Here is a 19995-nt window from a genome sequence, read left to right as displayed (position 1 = left end):
CTTTTATTATAGCACAATCTTTGCTTTTTCTGTGGCATATGACGGAATCTTTGGCCGCCGTCTCCTGTTTTTTATTGAAAAACCTTATTGAACCGCTAAAATGAAAGACTTATAATGGGGAATGGCAGCGTCGGTGTACACTGACGCTAAAAAGATAGGAGGAAGATATCCATGGAAGAACAAAAGACACAAAAGACTCCTGCTCCACAAAATACGTTCCTTGAATGTGAACGTGACATTGTTTTTATTTTGATGATGCTGACTGCCGGATATTTCGGAGCCTTTACCTATTCTATACGAGGGGGCGTATTCTGTAACGCACAGACAGGAAACTTCGTGCTCCTGGCAATGGCCCTGGGAAACGGTCAGTGGCTCCACGCCTTATATTTCTTTATTCCCATTACTGCATACTGTGTGGGAACCATGCTCTCTGAAGTTCTGCCTGGCTATGTAAAGAAAAGCCGGCTGATACGATGGGATACCCTGCTGGTAGTTATAGAAATCGCTGTAGTGATCTTCCTGGGTTTTCTGCCGGAAAGCGCTCCAGTACAGATTACCCAGATTCTGATCAACTTCATCTGCTCTATGCAGTACAATACCTTCCGCCAGGCGGAAGGTATCCCAATGGCCACCACCTTCTGCACCAATCACATAAGGCAGGTGGGTATCGCTATTACAAAATCTATACGTCATCCCCAGGAACGGCTTTCCCATCTGCGAAGGCTGCGGACTCACACCGTAATGCTGGTTTCCTTTGTCCTGGGAGGTGTAGCTTCTACTTTTCTCTGCCGTTTCTTTCTGGGAAAGGCCATCTGGTTTTCTCTTATACCTCTCGCTATTGCCCTGGCAGACCTGCTCTATGCAGATCTGGTAAAGGAAAAAGGACGGCTGGACCAGATCCCACGGGGACACTGACTAAAAAGTCTGTGTCCTCTTTTCTACTTTTTTGAACAATCTTTTCAGCACCACCACAGCTGCAATAGCCAGGATCACTTCTGCGGTAAACTGGGCATAGGCCAGACCGTACAAAGGCATCAGCCAGTTCAGAATAAACAGAGCCGGGATTTCCAGTGCGATCTTCCTGAGGATTGCAAAAAGAAGAGCTTCTTTTCCCATTCCCACAGCCTGAAAAACGCCCACTGCCATAAAGTCTACAGCCAGGAAAGGCAGTCCCATGCAAAATCCTCTGAGGAATCTGCTGCCATAGGCAATTACATTTTCATCTCCAATAAACATCCCCACTACTGTCTCGGAGCCTATAAAGAACAGGGCAGCCACCAGGACGAGGAATATAAGAGCTGTTTTCATAGAAAACTTAATAGTATCCTTCATTCGTTTGCTGTCTCCGCTGGCGTAGTTATAGCTTACCAGCGGCATGATCCCCTGGGAAAGCCCCATGGAAATATTCATAGGAACTGTATTGACTTTCTGGCTGATTCCCATAGCCGCTATGGCATCTGCTCCATAAGAGGCAGTAAAATTATTCAGGATCGTCATACCCGTAACATTCAGAAGATTCTGTATAGAAGCAGGAATCCCTACGATAAACACATTAGAGACCACTCTCCTTTCCAGGGTGAACTTTCTGGGAGAGATACTGATAAATGTTTCCTTCTTCTTAACAGCCAGAAAAACAAAAAAGTAAATGCAGGCCGCACAGTTAGAAAGAAAAGTTGCACATCCGGCCCCTTCCGCTCCCATATCCAGTCCCCATGGAAGTATGAAAATCGGATCCAGGATAATATTCAGAAAGCAGCCGCTCATGGTACCGATGCTGGCATGCATAGCCGCCCCTTCTGAGCGCACCAGATAAGCCATTACAACGTTCAGGATTGCCGGAGCCGCTCCCAGGCTTACCGTCCAGTTAATATATCCATTGGTAGCATTTATCGTTGTGCTGTCCGCTCCCAAAAGCTGCAGCAGCGGTCCTCTGAAAACTGTACAGAGGATAGAAAATACAAGTCCAAAAAATAAAGCCCCGTAAAACCCAAAAGCAGAGGCTTTCCCTACAGTTTCATAATCTTTTTTCCCCAGGGACCGGCTCATCAGGCTGGAGCTTCCTACCCCGAAAAGATTATTGACTGCATTGAAGGCAAGAAGCAGCGGCCCTGCCAGAGCCACTGCTGCGTTTTCAATTGGGTCATTGAGCATTCCCACAAAAAAAGTATCTGCCAAGTTGTACAATACCATGACCAAAGAACTTAATATGGTGGGCACTGCCAAAGTGGCTACTGCCTTTTTTATAGGATAATCCTCAAATATTTTTTCTTTCTGTGTCTTTTCCATTTTTCTTTATCCTTCTTTCTATATTTATCTCCACCATCTGGACCAATAGTCCCACCAGGAAGAACCACTGCTGCTGTTTCCACTGCTGTCTCCGCTGCTGTCTCCGCTGCTGTCGTCCTCCTCTTCCTGTCCGCTGTTCCAGCCTGGGAACAGGGAGCGTCTATGCTCTGTGCAGGTTTCCTGCGGCATATTGTCCTGGTCAAAGTATTCGTACACACGGGTACAGCCCCTGCCTGCCAAAAGGCCTGAGTCTGCACAGACTGCAGCTCTTTCAACTGTGGATGGCTGTTCAAAATCCTTATTCGGAAGGTCCTCATGTATACGGTTCATTACGTTTCGCCACAAAGTGCGATGGAATGTCCGGTGGGATTCCGCCAGTTCCTGGGGTTCGTCATATCCTGCCCAGATAGCTGCTGTATAATAAGGCGTATATCCGGCAAACGTCAGATCCCGGTAGTCATTGGCAGTCCCTGTTTTCCCTGCCACATGCATGTCTTCCAGCTGGAACCCTGTACCTGTACCTTCAGAGACCACATCTTCCATAGCGCTGGTAAGCAGAAAGGCTGTGCTTTCCTTAAACACGCGCTGTCCCTGAGGCTTATTACTCAGAAGTACATTTCCTTCCTGGTCCGTAACCTCAGTATAGAAAACCGGCTCCATATAGGTGCCTCCATTGGCAATGGCCCCATATGCTGCAGTCAGTTCCAGGTTGCTGACACCATTGGTGATGCCTCCCAGTGCCAGAGGCTGGATCACGTCCAATTCTTCGTCCAGATTAGAAAATCCAAGCTGCTGCAGATATTCAAATCCTTTCTCCGGGGTAATATCCGTAAGGACCTTTACCGCAGGTATATTGTAAGAACTGCGGATAGCCTGACGGACAGACACAGAGCCGTGATACCGATTGTCTGAATTCCGAATAGGCGTGCCGTCTTCATAGGAATATTCCTCATCCTCAATATGTGCAGCCAGGGTAATCTCCCCCAAATCCAGTGCCGGCCCATAAGCCGCCAGTATTTTAAAAGCAGAGCCGGGCTGACGGTAAGTATCAGATGCCCGGTTCAAAGTCAGACTGGCCTTCTTCTCTCCCCGGCCTCCTACAATTCCTCTTACATATCCGGTACTCTGGTCTATAACTGTCATAGCAGCCTGAGGCTGAGGAACAAACTCTGTTCTTTCTGCTGCGATCTTGTCTCCTTCTTCCAGTACGGCTTCCTTATACCGGTCAATGTATCTCTGTGCTTCCTCCTGTGTGTCGAAAAGATCCGGGACAACCTCTCCTCCGTTCTCAAAATAAGCTGTCAGCATTTCCCGGCTGTAATTTTCCTTGCTGCCGTCTGAATGTTCCACTGTCAAAGCCCAGTCCAATCCAAACCGTACATAGTCGGGATAATTATCTTCGTCCTCAAATTCTTCTTCCATGATATCCTGGATTTCCGTGTCCTGGGTGCTGTATATCCGGAGACCGCCGCTGTATATGGCATTGGCAGCCTGGGTCTCCGTATAACCTTTCTCTTCTACCAGATCTTCCTGTACCTGGCTGATCAGCTCGTCGATGAAATAGGAATAGGTGCTTCCCTGGGGCTGATTTTCACTGTTCTGGGCAATTCTGGCATAAACATCATCCCCCAAAGCTTCTTCCTGTTCCTCCTTGGTAATCCATCCCTGCTCCAGCATATAATTCAGCACTGTCTCCCTGCGCTGGGCATTTCCCTCCGGGTTCTGTCTGGGGTCCCATCTGGTAGGATTCTGGGGGGTTGCCGCCAGCACTGCACATTCTGACAGAGTCAGGTCATTGCTGTCCTTGCCAAAATAGGTCTGGGCTGCTGTCTGTATCCCATAAGCCCCTGAACCAAAGTTGACCGTATTCAGATATTCCTCCAGAATAACGCTTTTGGCGTCCAGCCCCTGGTCCGTAAGATATTCTTCCAGGTCCACAGCAAGCTGCTGTTCCTGGATCTTACGCCGTACTGACTGGAAAAAAGTCTCGTCTGTCCAGTCTGTAAACACATTGTTTTTAATAAGCTGCTGGGTAATGGTGCTGGCTCCTTCTGTCTCCTGAAATCCAGAAGTCAGAGTTACCACTGCTGCCCGGAGGATTCCCTGAGGGTCGATTCCATGGTGCTCATAGAATCTGGAATCCTCAATAGCTACAATGGCATGCTGCATATCCTCCGGTATATCCTCAATAGATACATGTATTCGATTGCTCTGGGCCTCGTTGAGCTGCTGTATCTGGTCTCCATCTGCATCATAAACAAAAGATGCATATTTTGTCGGCCCTATATTTATCTCTGAAACATCGGGGGTATCTGCCACAATCTTTCCGTAAACTCCCAGTCCCAGGCATATCCCAATAAAGCCCGCTGCCAGAAGGCTGAGAAAAACCGTTTTTACAGCAAAAACTATTTTTTTCCTTCTCTTAAGGCCAGGCTCCTTTGGAAGCTGGTCCAGTTTCTGAAGTACACTTTTTTCCCCATAGTGCTGGTTTAAGTTCATTAGAACCTCCCCTTATACTGCAAATGAGTTTTATGGTAACAACCGTAGTATAGCATAAGTTTTCCAGGATTCTGTGAAAAATTCAGGAATATTTTCTGATCAGCCAGAAATAACTCGCCGCCAGGAGTACCGCTGCGCCTGTCCACGCACTGATCTCCGCATAAAAGATCCCGTTCTGGCCGATAAAGAGAGGCAGGAGCAGCGCTGCGCCTACGCGCATAAAAAATTCTACGATCCCGCTGGCCATAGGAACAACCGTATTTCCCAATCCCTGGATGGCGGAACGGAAAACATAAAGCATATACAGGACCACCAGGAATACTGCCATAAGGAACAGATAATGGTAGGCAATATCCAGCACCTGTGCCGTCTCCTCCGGGCTTCCGGAGACAAACAGAGAAAGTATCTTCCTTCCTCCGGCGACCATCACCGCCCCCACAGCCAGGGCCGTAAATACCGCCATTATGCCTCCGCTTTTCACTCCAGACTTGATCCTGGCAATGTTTCCCGCTCCCAGGTTCTGCCCCACATAGGTAGTGATCGCATAACCGTAGGAGATAGCTGCCAGTTCCAGAACTCCATAAAGCTTATTAGCTGCGGTAAATCCTGCCACAAAAAGAAAACCATAGCCGTTTACCACATACTGTACCACCATACCTCCCACAGATATAATAGTATTCTGAAAAGCCAGGGGTGCGCCCAAACCGGCCAGCTGCCTGAAAATAGCCTGTTCCGGCCTAAAGTCTTCCCTGGAAACCTTTACTATATCAATCTTTCTGAGCACTATAAAACAATAGAGAGCCGAAAAACCCTGAGCGATCACCGTGGCTCCTGCCGCCCCCGCCACTCCCCAGCGGAAACCTCCTACAAAAAGAAGATCCAGCCCCACATTGATCGTTGCCGCAACGATCATGGCGATCAGGGGAGAACGTCCGTTTCCGAGAGCGCGTAAGATTGAGGCGAAAGTATTATAAGCTGCAATCACCGGAATTCCGCAGAAAATAATTCGTATATAAGTTACAGACATATCCATGACATCTGCAGGGGTATTGAGAAAACGCAGAAGAGGATAAGCGCCTGCCTGGCTGACTGCCAGAACAGCCACAGCGATCACCGCCATCATGGTATAGCTGGCAGCCACGGTTTCTTTCAGCCGTTTTCCATTCCCCGCCCCGTAATTCTGCGACACCAGTATAGAAAAGCCCTGGGCGCTTCCAGTAACGATCCCCTGGACCATCCAGATGATCCAGTCTGCCGCTCCCACTGCCGCCAGAGCTCTTACCCCTACGATCTGTCCCACTACCATGGCGTCTACCGTGGTGTAAAACTGTTGAAAAATATTCGCCGCCATCAAAGGCAGGGCAAAAAAAAGAATCAGCTTCCCCGGGGAGCCCGAGGTCATATTTTTTATATTTCCAGACATTGCGCACACCCTCACACATTTTTCTTTTGCTGTATATAGTGACATTATAGCGAAAGGATATCAAAAAAACAATGGCTGCCTCCTCTGTTATATATCTTGCAAAGAATTCTGCCCCATCTTCTCTCCGTAGTTTTGTGCCTATTATCTTTTGGGAATAGAAAATAAGCAGGAAATCGATCTGTCCGGTCTGTCTGCGGAAGAAATCGATGCCCTGCTGAATCTTATCAAAGCTATGAAACATCATTAAAAAAAGCCCCCCCTTTACGCAGCCGGGAGCAAAATTCCTCTCCCGGCTGCGCCAATCGGGGCAGCTTCTATAAACTATACAATCAAATCATTCTACATCTTTCAGTGCTTCCAGGTTTTCTTCTCCTGTCCGCACTTTTACTACCTGCTGCACATTATATACAAAGATCTTTCCATCTCCCACATGACCGGTGTAAAGAGTTTTTTATTTTTCCGGTCTAATGCGGATTTCTCCTGCTCTGAGCAATTCTCTGTTTCCGTCCTCATATTCTACCAGCAGCCGACAGTCTTTATCAATCTCCAGGGCTCTGGCCCCTTTCTCTCCCTCAGGAGTCAGGATCTGTATCCGCTTTCCCAAAACCATGCTCCGCTTCCTGTACTCCTCAGCATATTCCCCAATTTCTTCTTTTGTATATATATCCATCAGCCGGTTTAAGAAGCCTGCCGCCAACTGATTCTTCCCATCACTTTTTCTCTCCTGGAATACCGATCCCGCAGTCTCTCTAAGTTCCTGTGGAAATCCTTTTTCCGGCGGATAGACATTAATGCCGATTCCCAAGAGCACATATTCCAGGCTGCCATTTTCCAGACTGACTGAGGCCTCGGTAAGAATACCGCTGACTTTCTTTCCGTCTATATAAATATCATTGACCCATTTAATCTGAGGACTTCTGTGAGAAACTTTTTCTATAGCCTCACAGGCTGCCACTGCAGCCATTGTAGTAAACTTCACTGCCTGAGCGGGCCCGCAGTCTTTCGGTCTGAGAAGGAGACTCAGATAGATTCCCGTATCCGCCGGAGAATAAAAGCTGCGCCCTGTTCTTCCTTTTCCCCTGGTCTGGGCTCCTGCTACCACCGCATATCCTTCCCCTTTTCCCTGGGCTGCCTTTTCCCTCAGATAATCATTGGTTGAACCTATATCTGGCAGTATTTCCAGCTCTATATAGGAATGTTCGGGATTTAAATATTTTTCTACGCCCTGAATTGAAAGAATATCCGTAGATACAGAAAGACTGTAGCCTTTATTCTGGACTGCCTGGATTTCATAGCCTTCTTTTCTCAGACTGTTTACAGCTTTCCACACTGCAGTCCTGGAAACAGCAAGCCTGGCGGCAAGCTCCTCTCCGGAAAAAAACTTACCTTTGTCTGCCTCAAAAAGTGCCAGAAGCTTTTCTTTTGTTCCCATAACGTCCCCTCCAGATCAAGAATGTTAATAGAATTATATCATAATTTACGCTGCGCTCCCACTCCCGGAGTTCTTCCTCCCGCAGGCCCGTTCAAATTCTTTCAGTTTTTCTTTTGCCGTCCGGCTCACATGCTGAGGCACCTGGATTTCTATCCGGGCATATTGGTCTCCTTTTATGGACGGATTCTTCATAGAAACGATTCCTTTGCCCTTCAGGCGGATCTTGGTTCCTGACTGAGTACCCTCCTGAATCTTACACACTACATTTCCATAAATAGTAGGCACAACTGCCTCACCGCCCAGCACAGCAGTGCTGAAGGGGATTTTTACTGTGGTGTAGATATCCAGGCCTTTTCTCTCATATCCCGGTTTTTCTTCTACTGTTACCTTAAGGAGCAGATCCCCTGCTTCTCCCCCGTTGGAACCAGACATTCCCTTTCCTCTAAGCCGGATACTCTTGCCGGTTTCTATGCCTGCCGGAATCCGGACTTCCAGTGAATGGGTACGGCCTGTAGATGGTTCCTGCAGGCTGAGGACCTTTTTGCACCCGAAAGCGGCTTCCTCAAAGCTGATATTCACAGAAGCGGTCATATCCGCCCCCTTCTGAGAACGCTGTCCGCTGAAGCCGCCACCATAACTTCCTCTGAAGCCTCTGCTGCCAAAATCTCCGCCGAAATCATGACTGCTGAAGCCTCCGAAGCCGCCGCCATAACCATTTCCGGAAAAGCCACTGCTTCCGCCCTGGAACATATCGCCGAAAATATTTTTGAGAATGTCATCCATATCTTTGGGGTCTCCCTGAAAATGATATTCCCGGTAGTTTCCATCTGGTCCGCCATAACTGTAGGCCCCTGAGGCTCCCGGTCCATTTCCTGATGCCCCTCCGTCAAAAGCAGCATGGCCAAACTGGTCATATAGTTTTCTCTTTTTGTCATCGCTTAACACATTGTATGCCTCTGTAATCTCCTTAAACTTCTCTTCGGCTTTGGGATTTCCGGCATTTGTATCAGGATGATATTTTTTTGCCAGTTTCCGGTAAGCCTTTTTTATCTCATTAGCGTCTGCACTTCTGCTAATGCCTAAAACCTCATAATAATCTCTCTTTTTATCCATTATAACCACCCTCTGTTATAAGAAACGCCTCCCCTTTGAGCAGAAGTCCAAAAGGGAAGCGCAAAATTAAAATGTTGCTGTTTTGAAAAGCCTCTCTGACAGACTGTTTTTTTGTTCTATTTGTAATATAACACTCATATCTGGCTATGTCAAGGCAGTTTCATATTTTTATTTTATGTTTATAGCTTCTTATTTCTCTTCTATGCTATACTGATAATATCATGATAAAGGAGGGTATCTGTTCTATGACCCTGGACGAAATTCTTAGCGGAGAATCTAAAAATATTGAATACAAGGTTGAACTTCCAAAGAAAAGCGAAAAATACATGAAAACTGTTATTGCCTTCGCAAATACCAGCGGCGGTAATCTGATCATAGGTGTAGACGATAAAACAGGAGAAGTTACAGGTGTAGATGAAAAATCTGTTTTCCAGATTATGGACAGTATTGCCGATGCTGTCGCTGACAGCTGTGAGCCTCAGATTATACCTGATATTTCTTTTCAAAGTATCAATGATAAATGTATTGTGGTCGTCACTATCTATCCAGGAATGCACCGTCCTTATTATCTCAAGAATCAGGGAAAGCAGCATGGAACTTACATCCGCCTCGGCGCTACATCCCGCCCGGCGGACAGCACCAAAATCCGAGAATTGGAAATCGAGGGCAGCAGCTTTTAAGTTGGAAAGTTTTAAAGAAAAACGGCTCTGATCTTTTGGCTACCAATGCATTTGCATTACTGACCGGAAAATATTTTCCCTTTGCCAAAATTCAATGTGCTTTATTTAAAGGAACAGAAAGGGATTTCTTTATAGATAAGAAAGAATATGATGGCTGTCTGTATGAACAGATAGAAAATGCCTATCAATTTGTTCTCCGTCATATTAATTTAGGGGCTGAAATCAACGGTCTGGTCCGAAAAGACACCTATGAACTTCCCGTAACTGCTATCCGGGAAATGATCGTCAATGCCGTATGTCATCGTAACTATATGGATAATTCCTGCATACAGGTCGCTGTCTACGATGACCGGATAGAGGTTACCTCTCCCGGTATGCTTTATGGCGGACTTACACTGGAAGAGGCCGTCAGTGGCCGTTCTAAAATACGGAATCGGATTATTGCGGATATATTCAGCCGTATGGAGATCATAGAGGAATGGGGGACAGGAATCCGGAGGATTCTTCATCGTGCATAAGAATATGGCCTTCCTGAACCTGAGTTTATGGAAATCGGAGATACCTTCCGAGTAAATTTATTTAAAAAAGCCGATAAAAAAGCCGATAAAAAGCCAATAAAAACCGATAAAAAAGCCGATAAAATCCTTCTGCGGCAGCGGCTTATTTTAGATTATATTGAAGAAAACGGCTTCATTACAAACAAGGAGGCACGGGAAATTTTGGGATTAGCAGATTCCACAACTAAACGTTTTCTGAAATATATGGTGGAAACCAATTTATTACTGGAAAAAGGCCAACGGAAAAGCCGGAAGTATATCAGAAAATCTGTCTTCTTTCTCAAAGCATATTTTTCACATTTTTCTCTATTTTTTCCAAAGTCTTATACAAGTTCTCCATCTCTTCCTCTTCAAGCTCTCCCCAGAGGACCTGGTCCAGCCAGGCAAATTGTTTCTGCACCTGTGCTGCCTTTTCTTTTCCCTCCAAAGTCAGATGTATCAGGTGAGCTCTTCTGCTGGATGGATTTACCTTCCTCTCTATAAGTCCTGCCTTCTCCATTTTATCCAGGGTCCGGGACATAGTAGTCACATCAAACATACAGGCGTCTGCCAGCTCTCTCTGGCTCATCTCTCCCTGCTCCAGAAGGCAGTTCAGGATTCTGGGCTGCCCCTCTCCCACAGTCAGCCCCAGTTCCAGAAATCTGGGCCGCATCAGCTGTCTTCTTTCCAGATCTAATCTGTGAAGTATCTTTCTCACACTGTTTTTTTCCATATTCCTCACTCCAGTTCAAATTGTCCGGTATATAACTGATAATAACGTCCTTTCAGGTCCAGAAGCTCTTCATGGCTGCCTCTCTCAATGATCTCCCCCTTTTCCAGGACCATGATCGCTTTAGAATTACGTACTGTGGACAGCCTGTGGGCAATCACAAACACCGTTCTTCCCTCCATAATGGCATCCATTCCTTTCTCTATGAGCCTTTCTGTCCGGGTGTCAACAGAGCTGGTGGCTTCATCCAGGATCAGCACCGGCGGTTTTGCCACTGCTGCCCTGGCAATAGCCAGCAGCTGTCTCTGGCCCTGGGAAAGATTGCTCCCATCGCTGTACAGCATAGTATCATATCCCTTTGGAAGCCGCCGGATAAAAGAATCCGCATTAGCAATCCTGGCTGCTTCTTTTACTTCTTCCAGTGAAGCGTCCAGCCTTCCATAACGGATATTGTCTGCAATGGTCCCGGTGAACAGGTGGGTCTCCTGGATGACCATAGCCAGGGAGCGGCGAAGGTCATCTTTTTTTATATCCCGTATATCTATGCCGTCATAGGTAATAGTTCCTGACTGGATTTCATAAAAACGGTTAATGAGATTGATAATGGTGGTCTTTCCCGCTCCTGTAGAACCTACGAAGGCTATTTTCTGCCCTGGTTTTGCGTACAGAGAAATACCATTTAAAATCTTCCTTTCCGGCACATAACCAAAAACCACATCATGAAACCGCACATCTCCCTTTAACGGCACCAGTTGTTTTGTATCCGGCAGTTTCCATGCAAACCTGCCTGTATACTCCTCTGTCTCTTTCAGAGTTCCATCTTCCTCCCTGACTCTGCAGAGAGTTACCTTTCCCAGGTCTTCTTCCGGTTCTTCCTCCATCATCTCAAAAATCCGCTCTGCCCCGGAAAGAGCTGCCAGGAGGAAATTCACCTGCTGGGTAAACTGGTTCAGAGGCATGGCGCTCTGGCGCACGTAGACCAGATAAGAGGCCAGACTCCCGATGTCCAGCAGTCCCATAAGAGTAAAGAGCCCGCCCACACAGGCAGAAACCGCGTAGTTTACATAAGACAAGCTCACAATGGTAGGAACCATCATGCCAGAAAAGGTCAGGGCATTGGTAGACTCCTTTCTAAGGTTCTCGTTCATCTCGCAGAAGGCCTCAAAATCCTTTTTCTCATGGTTGAACACTTTCTCTACCTTCAGCCCTGCAGTCATTTCTTCCACAAATCCATTAATCTTCCCCAGTTCTGCCTGCTGCCTCTGGAAGTATTTCTTGCTTCTCTGGCCGTTAAACTTAATAAATACAAACATAATAAGGAGAAACGCCACTACGATCAGGGACAGCTGAAGGCTTAATACCATCATCATGACCACTGTACCGAACAGCATCATAAAGCTCTGTATGATCATGGCAAAACTATTGTTCATTGCCTCCTGTACCGTATCCACATCGTTGGTAAAGCGGCTCATAAGTTCCCCATGGGTATGGGCGTCAAAATACTTCAGCGGAAGTTTCTGTACATGGGCAAAAAGATCTGACCGTATTTCCTTTACTACCTTTTGAGCAGAGCGTATCATCAGCTGATTGTATCCCAGAGTGGCAAGGGCTCCGCAGATATACATCACTGCCATTCCGGCCACTGCCAGAAGAAGCCCCTCTCTGTTACCAGGGAGGATAAATTTGTTGATCACTGGCTTCAGAAAATAAGTTCCCATAATATTTGCTCCCGCGCTGACAAACACCAGAAGAGCCACCAGCATGAACATCCACTTATGCAGTCCCAGATATTTCATAAGGTGGAGAAGTGTTTTCTTTGTATTCTTCGGTCTTTTATATCCTACATATTTTGCCATTACAGCTCCACTCCTTCCTTCTGTGAATCATAGATCTGCCGGTAGATCTCATTTCTCTCCAGCAGGGCTTCATGGGTTCCTATATCATTTACCTTTCCATCATCCAGGATAAGAATCTGGTCTGCATGGCGCACAGAAGAAATCCTCTGAGCAATGATGATCTTTGTCATATCCGGCAGATATGTTTTCATTCTTTCGCGGATTTTCCCCTCTGTAGCCGTGTCAACAGCACTGGTGGAATCGTCCAGTATCAGCACTCTGGGGCTCTTCAGCAGAGCTCTGGCAATGCATAGTCTCTGCTTCTGCCCTCCGGAGACGTTTACTCCGCCCTGCCCCATTTCTGTCTCATAACCCTGGGGAAGCCTGGAAATAAATTCATCTGCACAGGCAAGCCTGCAGGCCAGTTCCACTTCCTCCTGGGACGCATTTTCATTTCCCCATTTCAGATTTGAGAGAAGGCTTCCGGAAAACAGAGTGTTCTTCTGAAGCACCATGGCAATGGCATCTCTTAAATGTTCCATAGGATACTCCTCTACTGGTATTCCATCTACCCGGACGGTTCCTTCCTCTGCCTCATAAAGCCTGGGGATCAGCTGGACCAGAGTTGTCTTGGCAGAGCCTGTCTGCCCGATGATCCCCAGGGTCTGTCCCGGCTCTATATGGAAGGAAATGTCGGAAAGTACATACTCTTCAGCATCCTTTTTATATTTAAACCATACATGGTCAAATTCAATTTCTCCCCGTTCTACCTGAATGTTCCTGGACTTTTCATCTGTAATATCTACTTTCTCATCAATCACTTCCATAATCCGGACTCCTGAAGCAATAGAGCGGGTCATCATCAGAAATACATTTGAAATCATCATCAGAGAATTCAAAATCTGGAGTACATAGCTGAGAAATCCCGTCAGCTCCCCTACTTCCATTTTTCCTGTGTTGATCAGTCCTCCGCCAAACCAGAGGATACTCAGGATCGTCCCGTACATGACGAACTGCATGGCAGGCATATTCAAAGCCGCCAGCCGGAAGGCCCTTTCCGACTGTTCCTTCAGGTTCTCATTTCCTTCCTCAAACTTGGCATTTTCGTAATCTCCTCTTACATAAGCCTTTACCACACGAACTGCCGCCAGGTTTTCCTGTATGATCCGGTTCACATTATCAATGGCCTCCTGCATGACACCATAAAGAGGGCGGACCTTCATAGTGATACAAAACAGCAGACAGGCCAGAACAGGAAGGGCTACCAGAAATACCACCGCCAGTTCCCGGTTGATGGAAAAGGCCACGGCTGTAGCCGCCACCAACATCACCGGCCCTCTGCAGAAAGGCCGCATTCCTGTGGAAACGGTATTCTGAATATTAGTCACATCGCTTGTCAGCCTGGTGACAAGGGAAGATACCCGAAAATGGTCAATATTGGAAAAGGAATATTTCTGAAGCTTCTCATATTCTGCCCGGCGGAGCTCCGCACCCAATCCCTGTCCTGCCAGGGCCGCAAACCTGGCGCTTCCCACACCCAGGATCAGGGCAATGATACCGCAGATAACCATCTCCAGACCTTTTCTGAAAATATACTCTTTGTCCCCTGCAGCCACTCCAATATCTACCAGGTCCGCCATAATAAGGGGAACGATCAGCTCAAAAACAGACTCTGCACTGATACAGATAAGAGCCAGCAGCGCATATTTTTTATACTGATGCATATAGGAAAAAAGCCTTCGAAGCATAGTTGCACCTCCAATTATTGTATATACAACTATTGTATGTCTCAATTAAATCCATGTCAATCTTTACCTCTTCTCAATCTCAAGGAGCTTGAGGACTTTGTGTGCAGCAGCTCCTATAGAATAAAACGGAGCTATTGCATTAATGAAAACCGGGAATATTAATGCAATAGCTCCGTAATCTGTAATTTATTTTTCCTGAGTCCTGGTACACTAGTGTACTGACACGATCATTTTCAAACTAATGACGCTGGATGGATCTTTCAGTCTCCAAGACGGCGGAAGGAAGCCACTGCTGCCGCAATGGACAATGCTGGAGAATAAAATGGAATCAGCGTAGACTGAAAAGCATGATACAAATCTGATTTTCCCGGCCATACAGTACCGATCACCTGGTTGTGTTCGTCCAGCTGATGGAACCAGGAACCATTGACATGATCCATGACCGTCTCGTCCAGATACTTCATAAACTCTGCGTAATACTGGCCATACTCCGCTTTTCCTGTAACGTGGTACAGCACAGAGGAGGTATTGATCGCCTCTGCCAGAGTCCAGTGCATACGGTCATGGACTACCGGTTTGCCTTCCCAATCTGTAGTATAAACAATACCGGGAGCTCCATCTGCGTTCCATGCGTCTTTCACTGCACGGTTAAAGAGATTTTCTGCTGCTTCTATGTACCTGGCAGCTCCCTGAGTGTCTTCCTTATATGTAGACAGAGCCCACTGTGTGATCAATCTTGCCCATTCAATACCGTGTCCCGGAGTAGCCCCGTATGGCTTAAACTGATCTGCCGGCTGATCCTTATTACATTCCAGATCCGGTGTCCAGTCTTTGGTGAAATGCTCCGGAATCCTCCACTGGTTATCTGAAGCCCATCCCAGTACATGGTCAATGATCCTGCCCGATCTCACTCTGTATTCTTCCTTTCCGGCAGCATCAGCTACCGCCAGAAAAGCCTCTACTGTATGCATATTGGCGTTCAGTCCCCGATAGTCATCCAATACCGTGAATTCTGTATTCCAAGTATCACAGGAAAGTCCTTCTTCCTCATTCCAGAACCGAAGATCATAGAGCTTCAGGGCATCCTCTAAAAGTTCCTCTGCTCCCGGTCTTCCTGCCAGAAGTGCCGATGTTGCTGCCAGGATCACAAAGGCATGGGCGTAACACTGTTTATTTGGAAGGATCTGGTCCTCTGCTGTAAGGCCTGCATACCAGCCTCCGTTTTCGGTATCGTGAAGTTCTTCACGAAGACCTTTCAGCCCTGCATCCGCCAGCTCCTCGCTGCCCGGGTGTCCCAGAAAAGTGCCGATACTATATACATGGGTCATCCTGGAAGTGATCCAGGTCTCACGGTTTCTTTCCTTCCAAGGGGTTCCGTCATCTCCCAGATAATAGGAACTGCCCTTGGGAGACGGAAATCTGTGTCCGAAGTTCAAAAGGTTTTCCCGGATCTCCTCCTGAAATTTTTTGTTTTCTTCTGTGTCAATCTGATATTTTTTCAATATCTCGCTCATTTTCATTACCTCGCTGCTTTCTTCATATTTTAACGGGTCCCAGAGCCGTATCTGCTTTTGCAGGTGATCCTGGGTCGGCTTTCCAGCTTTTTCGCCCTGATATCCTGATGTTTTTTTATTATACTATCCCAGCAGCAAGGCTTCAATTGAATTCTTTCTCGAAACAGTGAAAAAAAAACGGGGATGTCGCATTACAGCCACGCTTTATACAATTCTTCAATGGATCGGAATATATAATCCGGCCCGTATTCACAGGCTTCTCCTTCCTCTCTTGTGGCCTCTCCTGTAAGGACCAGAGCGGTTTCCACACCGGCGTTATGGCCGCAGAGGATATCTGTGTAAAGCCGGTCCCCCACTACCAGGGTTTCCTCTCTGGAGAAATGGTTCAGCTTCAGGGCATAATCTACCATGGCAGTGCCCGGTTTTCCAAGATAGATTGGTTTTCTCTTCACCGCATGTTCCAGCATCTGGCAGATGGCCCCGCAGTCCGGCACATAGCCGAATTCGATAGGGCACACATAGTCCAGATTAGTAGCCAGGTAATCTACCTTACAGGTGCTCAGGACCTGACAGGTGTCCTGTATCTTTTCATAGGTCAGCTGGTTGTCATAGGAAACCAGGACACAGGCAATATCCTCATCCATACAGTCTGTTGTTACATGGATCTTATTCTTTTTCAACTCCCGGATCAAAGATTTGGTTCCCATCACATAGATCAGCTTTCCGTCATAGTGCTTTTTCAGATACTGGACCGTGGCAAAAGAGGCGGTGACAAAATTGGTATAGTCTGTCATCACTCCCAGTTTCTGGAAAGACAGGATATAATCTTCTATACTTCTTGTAGAATTATTGGTAATAAAGACAAACTGTCCGCCGCTGTTCTTCACTGCCTTCAGAAATTCTCTGGTGCCGTCGATCAGCCGCTGTCCAATGCACACCGTGCCGTCAATATCCAGGAGGAAGAGGCGCTTATCTTTTATAAATCCATTATCCTGCAGCATTTTCCACCTGCCTTCTCACAGTAAGGGCAGTATCCGGATAATTGGTGATCACGGCTTCCAGATCTTCCTCTATGAATTTTTTCATATCCTTTTCACGGTTTACCGTCCATACCCGGACTTTCAGGCCGCTTGCCTTATATTTTTCCAGAAAGTCCGCCATATACAGATGAAAAACTGCCGGGTGCAATCCACATACCCCTGTATTCTGAGCATACTTTTCCACATCCAGCATCACATCGCTGTATAAATAAGCGGTTTCCGCTTTCTCGTCCAGGCTCCGTACCTTCTGCACGCTGTAGTGGTTAAAAGAAGAATAGATCACCCGGTCTTCCATGCCTGCTTCCTTTACGATCTTCATAGTCTTTTCTTCAATATCCGGATACCAGAAGATTCCGGTCTTCAGTTCAATATTCACTTCCATCTTTCCCGGCTTTACCAGTTCCAGCACTTCCCTTAAAGTAGGGATCTTTACCCCTTTATATTTTTCCATATGATTATGGAAAGAAAATTTTTTCAGTTCTGCCAGGGTATAGTCTCTTACATAGCCTTTGCCCGTGCTGGTCCGGTCAATGGTCTCATCGTGGATCACCACCACTTCCCCGTCTTTTGTAAGCTGGACATCCAGTTCGATCCCGTCTGCTCCCTGCTCCTGGGCCAGATGAAAAGCCTGAAGCGTATTTTCCGGCGCATATCCGCTGGCGCCTCTGTGTGCAAATACTTTTGTCATAATTCCTTTTCCTTCTTTCCGATATTTTGTCTGACTGCTTATCCTTCCAAGTCTGAGGTACAAAGAAGACCGCCCGTAAAGGGGCGGCCCTCATTTACCTGTCTACGGCTATTATAACATGATGTTTCCAATGTGCAAGGTTGGGAAATTCTTTATAAAGATCCCCCGTCACTGCTCAGCGGCTTCTCTTTCTCAGCCATTTACCAGATTGTATTCCTCAATGGACTTGTTAATGGTATCGGCCATATTGGATACAGCTTCATCTACATCCACCTCGCCGTTTAACATACTCTCAATCTCTGACTCCACAGTTGCCCTTGCCTCAGAGAAGACGCTTAACAGTGCTCCTACATACTCCGGTGAAGAATCATGGAGCTGGTCGATAGCTGTCTGGAACTGAGGATACTGAGCAATGTTATCTTTGAATACCTGCTCTTCCTGAGCTGCAACAGTTACAGGGAAATATCCGGTCTGTGCATTCCAGTAAGCCTGAGACTCCGGAGAGATCATAAATTTCACAAACTCCCAGGTAGCTCTTAATTTCTTAGGATCGTTGTTGTTCAGTGCCCACAGAGAAGCGCCGCCGATAGATACGCCGCCCTGGTCTTCATCTGTAATAGATGGGAAGTAAGCGGTACCTACTTCAAATTTTCCGTTTACATCCTGAAGGATCTGTTTCAGAGAAGCTGTAGATGCCAGAGTAATGGCAGATTTTCCTGCGGAGAAATCTGCAAGACCTGCATCTCCACCTTTACCAACGATAGGCGCATATCCTGCGTCAGAAAGATCTTTCCATGCGTTCAGGATATTTGCAGCCCCGCCGTTCTCATCAAAAGCAACTGCTGTAGCAGCCTCTTCTCTTCCGTTTCCATTGTTTGCATAATCAAGGCCCTGTTTTCCCAGGAACTGTTCAAAGAACCATCCATAGATAGACAGAGACATAACTTCTCCGGCACCGCCTTCATTCAGCAGCTGATCACCGATCTCCAGAATTCCTTCCAGGCTGGTAGGAATCTCTGTGATCCCTGCCTGTTCAAACATATCTACATTATAATACATAAGAGGAGTAGAGGAATTAAAAGGCATGGAATAAAGCTGATCGTCAATAGTATAGTAAGCTGCCAGGTTCGGCTCGATCTGGGAAATATCATATCCATCCTCATCGATCATCTCCTGCATAGGGATGATCCAGCCGGAATCGATCATGAATCTTGTACCGATCTCATATACCTGTACCAGGTCAGCTCCCATGTTTCCGATCTGGGCGCTTCTCAGTTTATTCAGGGCGTCATCATATTCACCCTGATACTCAGATACAACAGTGATGCCCAGTTCGTTCTCTTCATTGAACCGGTTTACCAGTTCATCAATAGCCTGGCCGTTTACACCGCCCATAGAATGCCAGAAGGTGATCTCTGTACCGTCTACCTCATCGGCTGCCGCCATTGTCACTGTTTCTTCAGCGGCTTCGCCCTCTGCAGAATCTGCAGTGGTATCACCTGCCGCCTGCTGATCAGCAATGCTCTGTCCGCCGCAGCCAGCCAGTGCGCCTGCTGCCATAACGCCTGTCAATAATAAAGATACGATTTTTTTCTTCATTCTTACTCTCCTTTTTTCAATTAACCTTTTACCGCACCGGAGAACATACCCCGGATCAGCTGTTTCTGTCCCACAATAAAGATAGAAATTGAGGGAATAATAACAATTACCACACCTGCCACCATCATAGTCAGTGACTGGGAATCCACACTGTTCAGCATACTGATACCGATCTGAACGGTTCTCATCTCATTAGAACCGGTTACCAGCAAAGGCCACATATACATATTCCATGCATTGATGAAGGTGTATACAGCCATTGCTCCGATAGCAGATTTTGTCAGCGGGATCAGGATCCGCACAATAAATTTCAGATTGCTGCATCCGTCCAGTTTCGCTGATTCATACAGAGAAATCGGGAAGGACATATAAAACTGACGGAACAGGAAAATTCCCATTGCTGATGTCAGGTAAGGCACGATCAATACAGGATAAGTATCCAGCATTCCCAGATTACCTACAGTCAGATAGTTTGATACTATTGTTGCTTCCCCGGGAACCATCATAGTCGCCAAAACGATCATAAACAGTACATTCCTTCCCTTAAACTCCAAAAAGGAGAAAGCAAAAGCTGCAAGAGAACAGGTAATGATCTGCCCGATAGTAATGGAACCTGCCATAACAAAGGAGTTAACAATAAATCTCAGCAAAGGTACATTTACAAATGCATCTTGAAAGTTCTGCAAAGTAGGATGCTTCGGAAGAAGATTCAGCTCAGTGGTAAACAGTTCTCCTGAAGGCATAAATGCAATGCTGACTGCATAAAGCAAAGGAAGCAGGATCAAAAGTGCAAATATAATGTTTCCTGCCAGAAGGCCCCCTGTACGGATTCTTCTCTTAGTCAGTGCCTTGGCATTCATTTCCTTTTTTAA

At 46.6% G+C, this 19995-nt stretch carries 16 protein-coding genes and 2 pseudogenes; 4 read left to right on the top strand and 14 right to left on the bottom strand.

Annotated elements, in window-relative coordinates; all coding sequences use genetic code 11:
* The first annotated feature begins 171 nt into the window (after nt 1-171).
* Nucleotides 172-915 (top strand): YoaK family protein, encoded by a 744-nt coding sequence (locus tag B5G00_RS07610; protein ID WP_087270917.1) that lies wholly within the window; start codon nt 172-174, stop codon nt 913-915.
* Here B5G00_RS07610 and B5G00_RS07605 read toward each other — a convergent pair whose 3' ends face one another.
* From B5G00_RS07605 to B5G00_RS07580, 6 genes and pseudogenes are all read right to left on the bottom strand, one after another.
* Nucleotides 916-2286 (bottom strand): MATE family efflux transporter, encoded by a 1371-nt coding sequence (locus tag B5G00_RS07605; RefSeq protein ID WP_087270914.1) that lies wholly within the window; start codon nt 2284-2286, stop codon nt 916-918. It lies immediately after the preceding gene.
* A gap of 24 nt (nt 2287-2310) precedes the next feature.
* Entirely contained in the window at nt 2311-4785 is a 2475-nt protein-coding gene (locus B5G00_RS07600; protein ID WP_087270911.1) for a transglycosylase domain-containing protein, read from the bottom strand.
* 82 nt (nt 4786-4867) lie between these two features.
* Nucleotides 4868-6208, bottom strand: a complete 1341-nt coding sequence (locus B5G00_RS07595) for an MATE family efflux transporter (RefSeq protein ID WP_087271008.1) — start codon at nt 6206-6208, stop codon at nt 4868-4870.
* 334 nt (nt 6209-6542) lie between these two features.
* Nucleotides 6543-6659: pseudogene (locus B5G00_RS19790) on the bottom strand (P-II family nitrogen regulator); the annotation flags it as partial.
* On the bottom strand, nt 6660-7640 hold the full coding sequence (locus B5G00_RS07585) for a biotin--[acetyl-CoA-carboxylase] ligase (RefSeq protein ID WP_087270907.1): 981 nt from the start codon (nt 7638-7640) through the stop codon (nt 6660-6662).
* Between the two features lie 45 nt (nt 7641-7685).
* A complete protein-coding gene (locus tag B5G00_RS07580) occupies nt 7686-8753 on the bottom strand; it encodes a DnaJ C-terminal domain-containing protein (RefSeq protein ID WP_087270904.1) in 1068 nt (355 codons plus the stop codon).
* A gap of 245 nt (nt 8754-8998) precedes the next feature.
* On the opposite strand from B5G00_RS07580, the gene B5G00_RS07575 reads away from it, so the two are divergent.
* The 3 genes and pseudogenes from B5G00_RS07575 to B5G00_RS19940 all read left to right on the top strand — a co-directional run.
* Nucleotides 8999-9433 (top strand): AlbA family DNA-binding domain-containing protein, encoded by a 435-nt coding sequence (locus tag B5G00_RS07575; protein WP_087270901.1) that lies wholly within the window; start codon nt 8999-9001, stop codon nt 9431-9433.
* A gap of 35 nt (nt 9434-9468) precedes the next feature.
* On the top strand, nt 9469-9951 hold the full coding sequence (locus B5G00_RS19310) for an ATP-binding protein (protein ID WP_242971313.1): 483 nt from the start codon (nt 9469-9471) through the stop codon (nt 9949-9951).
* Nucleotides 9952-9978: 27 nt separating this feature from the next.
* Nucleotides 9979-10149: pseudogene (locus tag B5G00_RS19940) on the top strand (ATP-binding protein); the annotation flags it as partial.
* Between the two features lie 121 nt (nt 10150-10270).
* On the opposite strand, the gene B5G00_RS07565 reads toward B5G00_RS19940, so the two are convergent.
* From B5G00_RS07565 to B5G00_RS07530, 8 genes are all read right to left on the bottom strand, one after another.
* Complete coding sequence (locus B5G00_RS07565; protein ID WP_087270898.1) at nt 10271-10702, bottom strand: MarR family winged helix-turn-helix transcriptional regulator; 432 nt, start codon at nt 10700-10702, stop codon at nt 10271-10273.
* 5 nt (nt 10703-10707) lie between these two features.
* Nucleotides 10708-12555, bottom strand: coding sequence for an ABC transporter ATP-binding protein (locus B5G00_RS07560; protein ID WP_087270895.1), 1848 nt, complete (start codon nt 12553-12555; stop codon nt 10708-10710).
* Complete coding sequence (locus tag B5G00_RS07555) at nt 12555-14282, bottom strand: ABC transporter ATP-binding protein (RefSeq protein ID WP_087270892.1); 1728 nt, start codon at nt 14280-14282, stop codon at nt 12555-12557. Before B5G00_RS07555 ends, B5G00_RS07560 begins: the two co-directional genes overlap by 1 nt.
* A 260-nt stretch (nt 14283-14542) precedes the next feature.
* Nucleotides 14543-15796 (bottom strand): AGE family epimerase/isomerase, encoded by a 1254-nt coding sequence (locus B5G00_RS07550; protein WP_087271005.1) that lies wholly within the window; start codon nt 15794-15796, stop codon nt 14543-14545.
* A 191-nt stretch (nt 15797-15987) separates the two neighbouring features.
* Nucleotides 15988-16797, bottom strand: a complete 810-nt coding sequence (locus B5G00_RS07545; RefSeq protein WP_087270889.1) for an HAD-IIA family hydrolase — start codon at nt 16795-16797, stop codon at nt 15988-15990.
* Nucleotides 16784-17524: a glycerophosphodiester phosphodiesterase gene (locus B5G00_RS07540; protein WP_087271003.1), complete on the bottom strand. Its 741-nt coding sequence runs from the start codon at nt 17522-17524 to the stop codon at nt 16784-16786. The genes B5G00_RS07545 and B5G00_RS07540 overlap by 14 nt, the downstream gene beginning before the upstream one ends.
* Before the next feature lie 192 nt (nt 17525-17716).
* On the bottom strand, nt 17717-19123 hold the full coding sequence (locus B5G00_RS07535; RefSeq protein WP_087270886.1) for an ABC transporter substrate-binding protein: 1407 nt from the start codon (nt 19121-19123) through the stop codon (nt 17717-17719).
* 20 nt (nt 19124-19143) lie between these two features.
* Nucleotides 19144-19983 carry a carbohydrate ABC transporter permease gene (locus tag B5G00_RS07530; protein WP_442856321.1) on the bottom strand — a complete coding sequence of 280 codons (840 nt, stop codon included), beginning with the start codon at nt 19981-19983 and terminating at the stop codon, nt 19144-19146.
* Nucleotides 19984-19995: the final 12 nt, after the last annotated feature.

The sequence above is a fragment of the Blautia sp. An46 genome (assembly GCF_002161645.1).
Classification (GTDB): domain Bacteria; phylum Bacillota; class Clostridia; order Lachnospirales; family Lachnospiraceae; genus Blautia; species Blautia ornithocaccae.
Note: the sequence above shows the minus strand (reverse complement) of the source record. Positions and strands in the feature narration are given on the sequence as shown.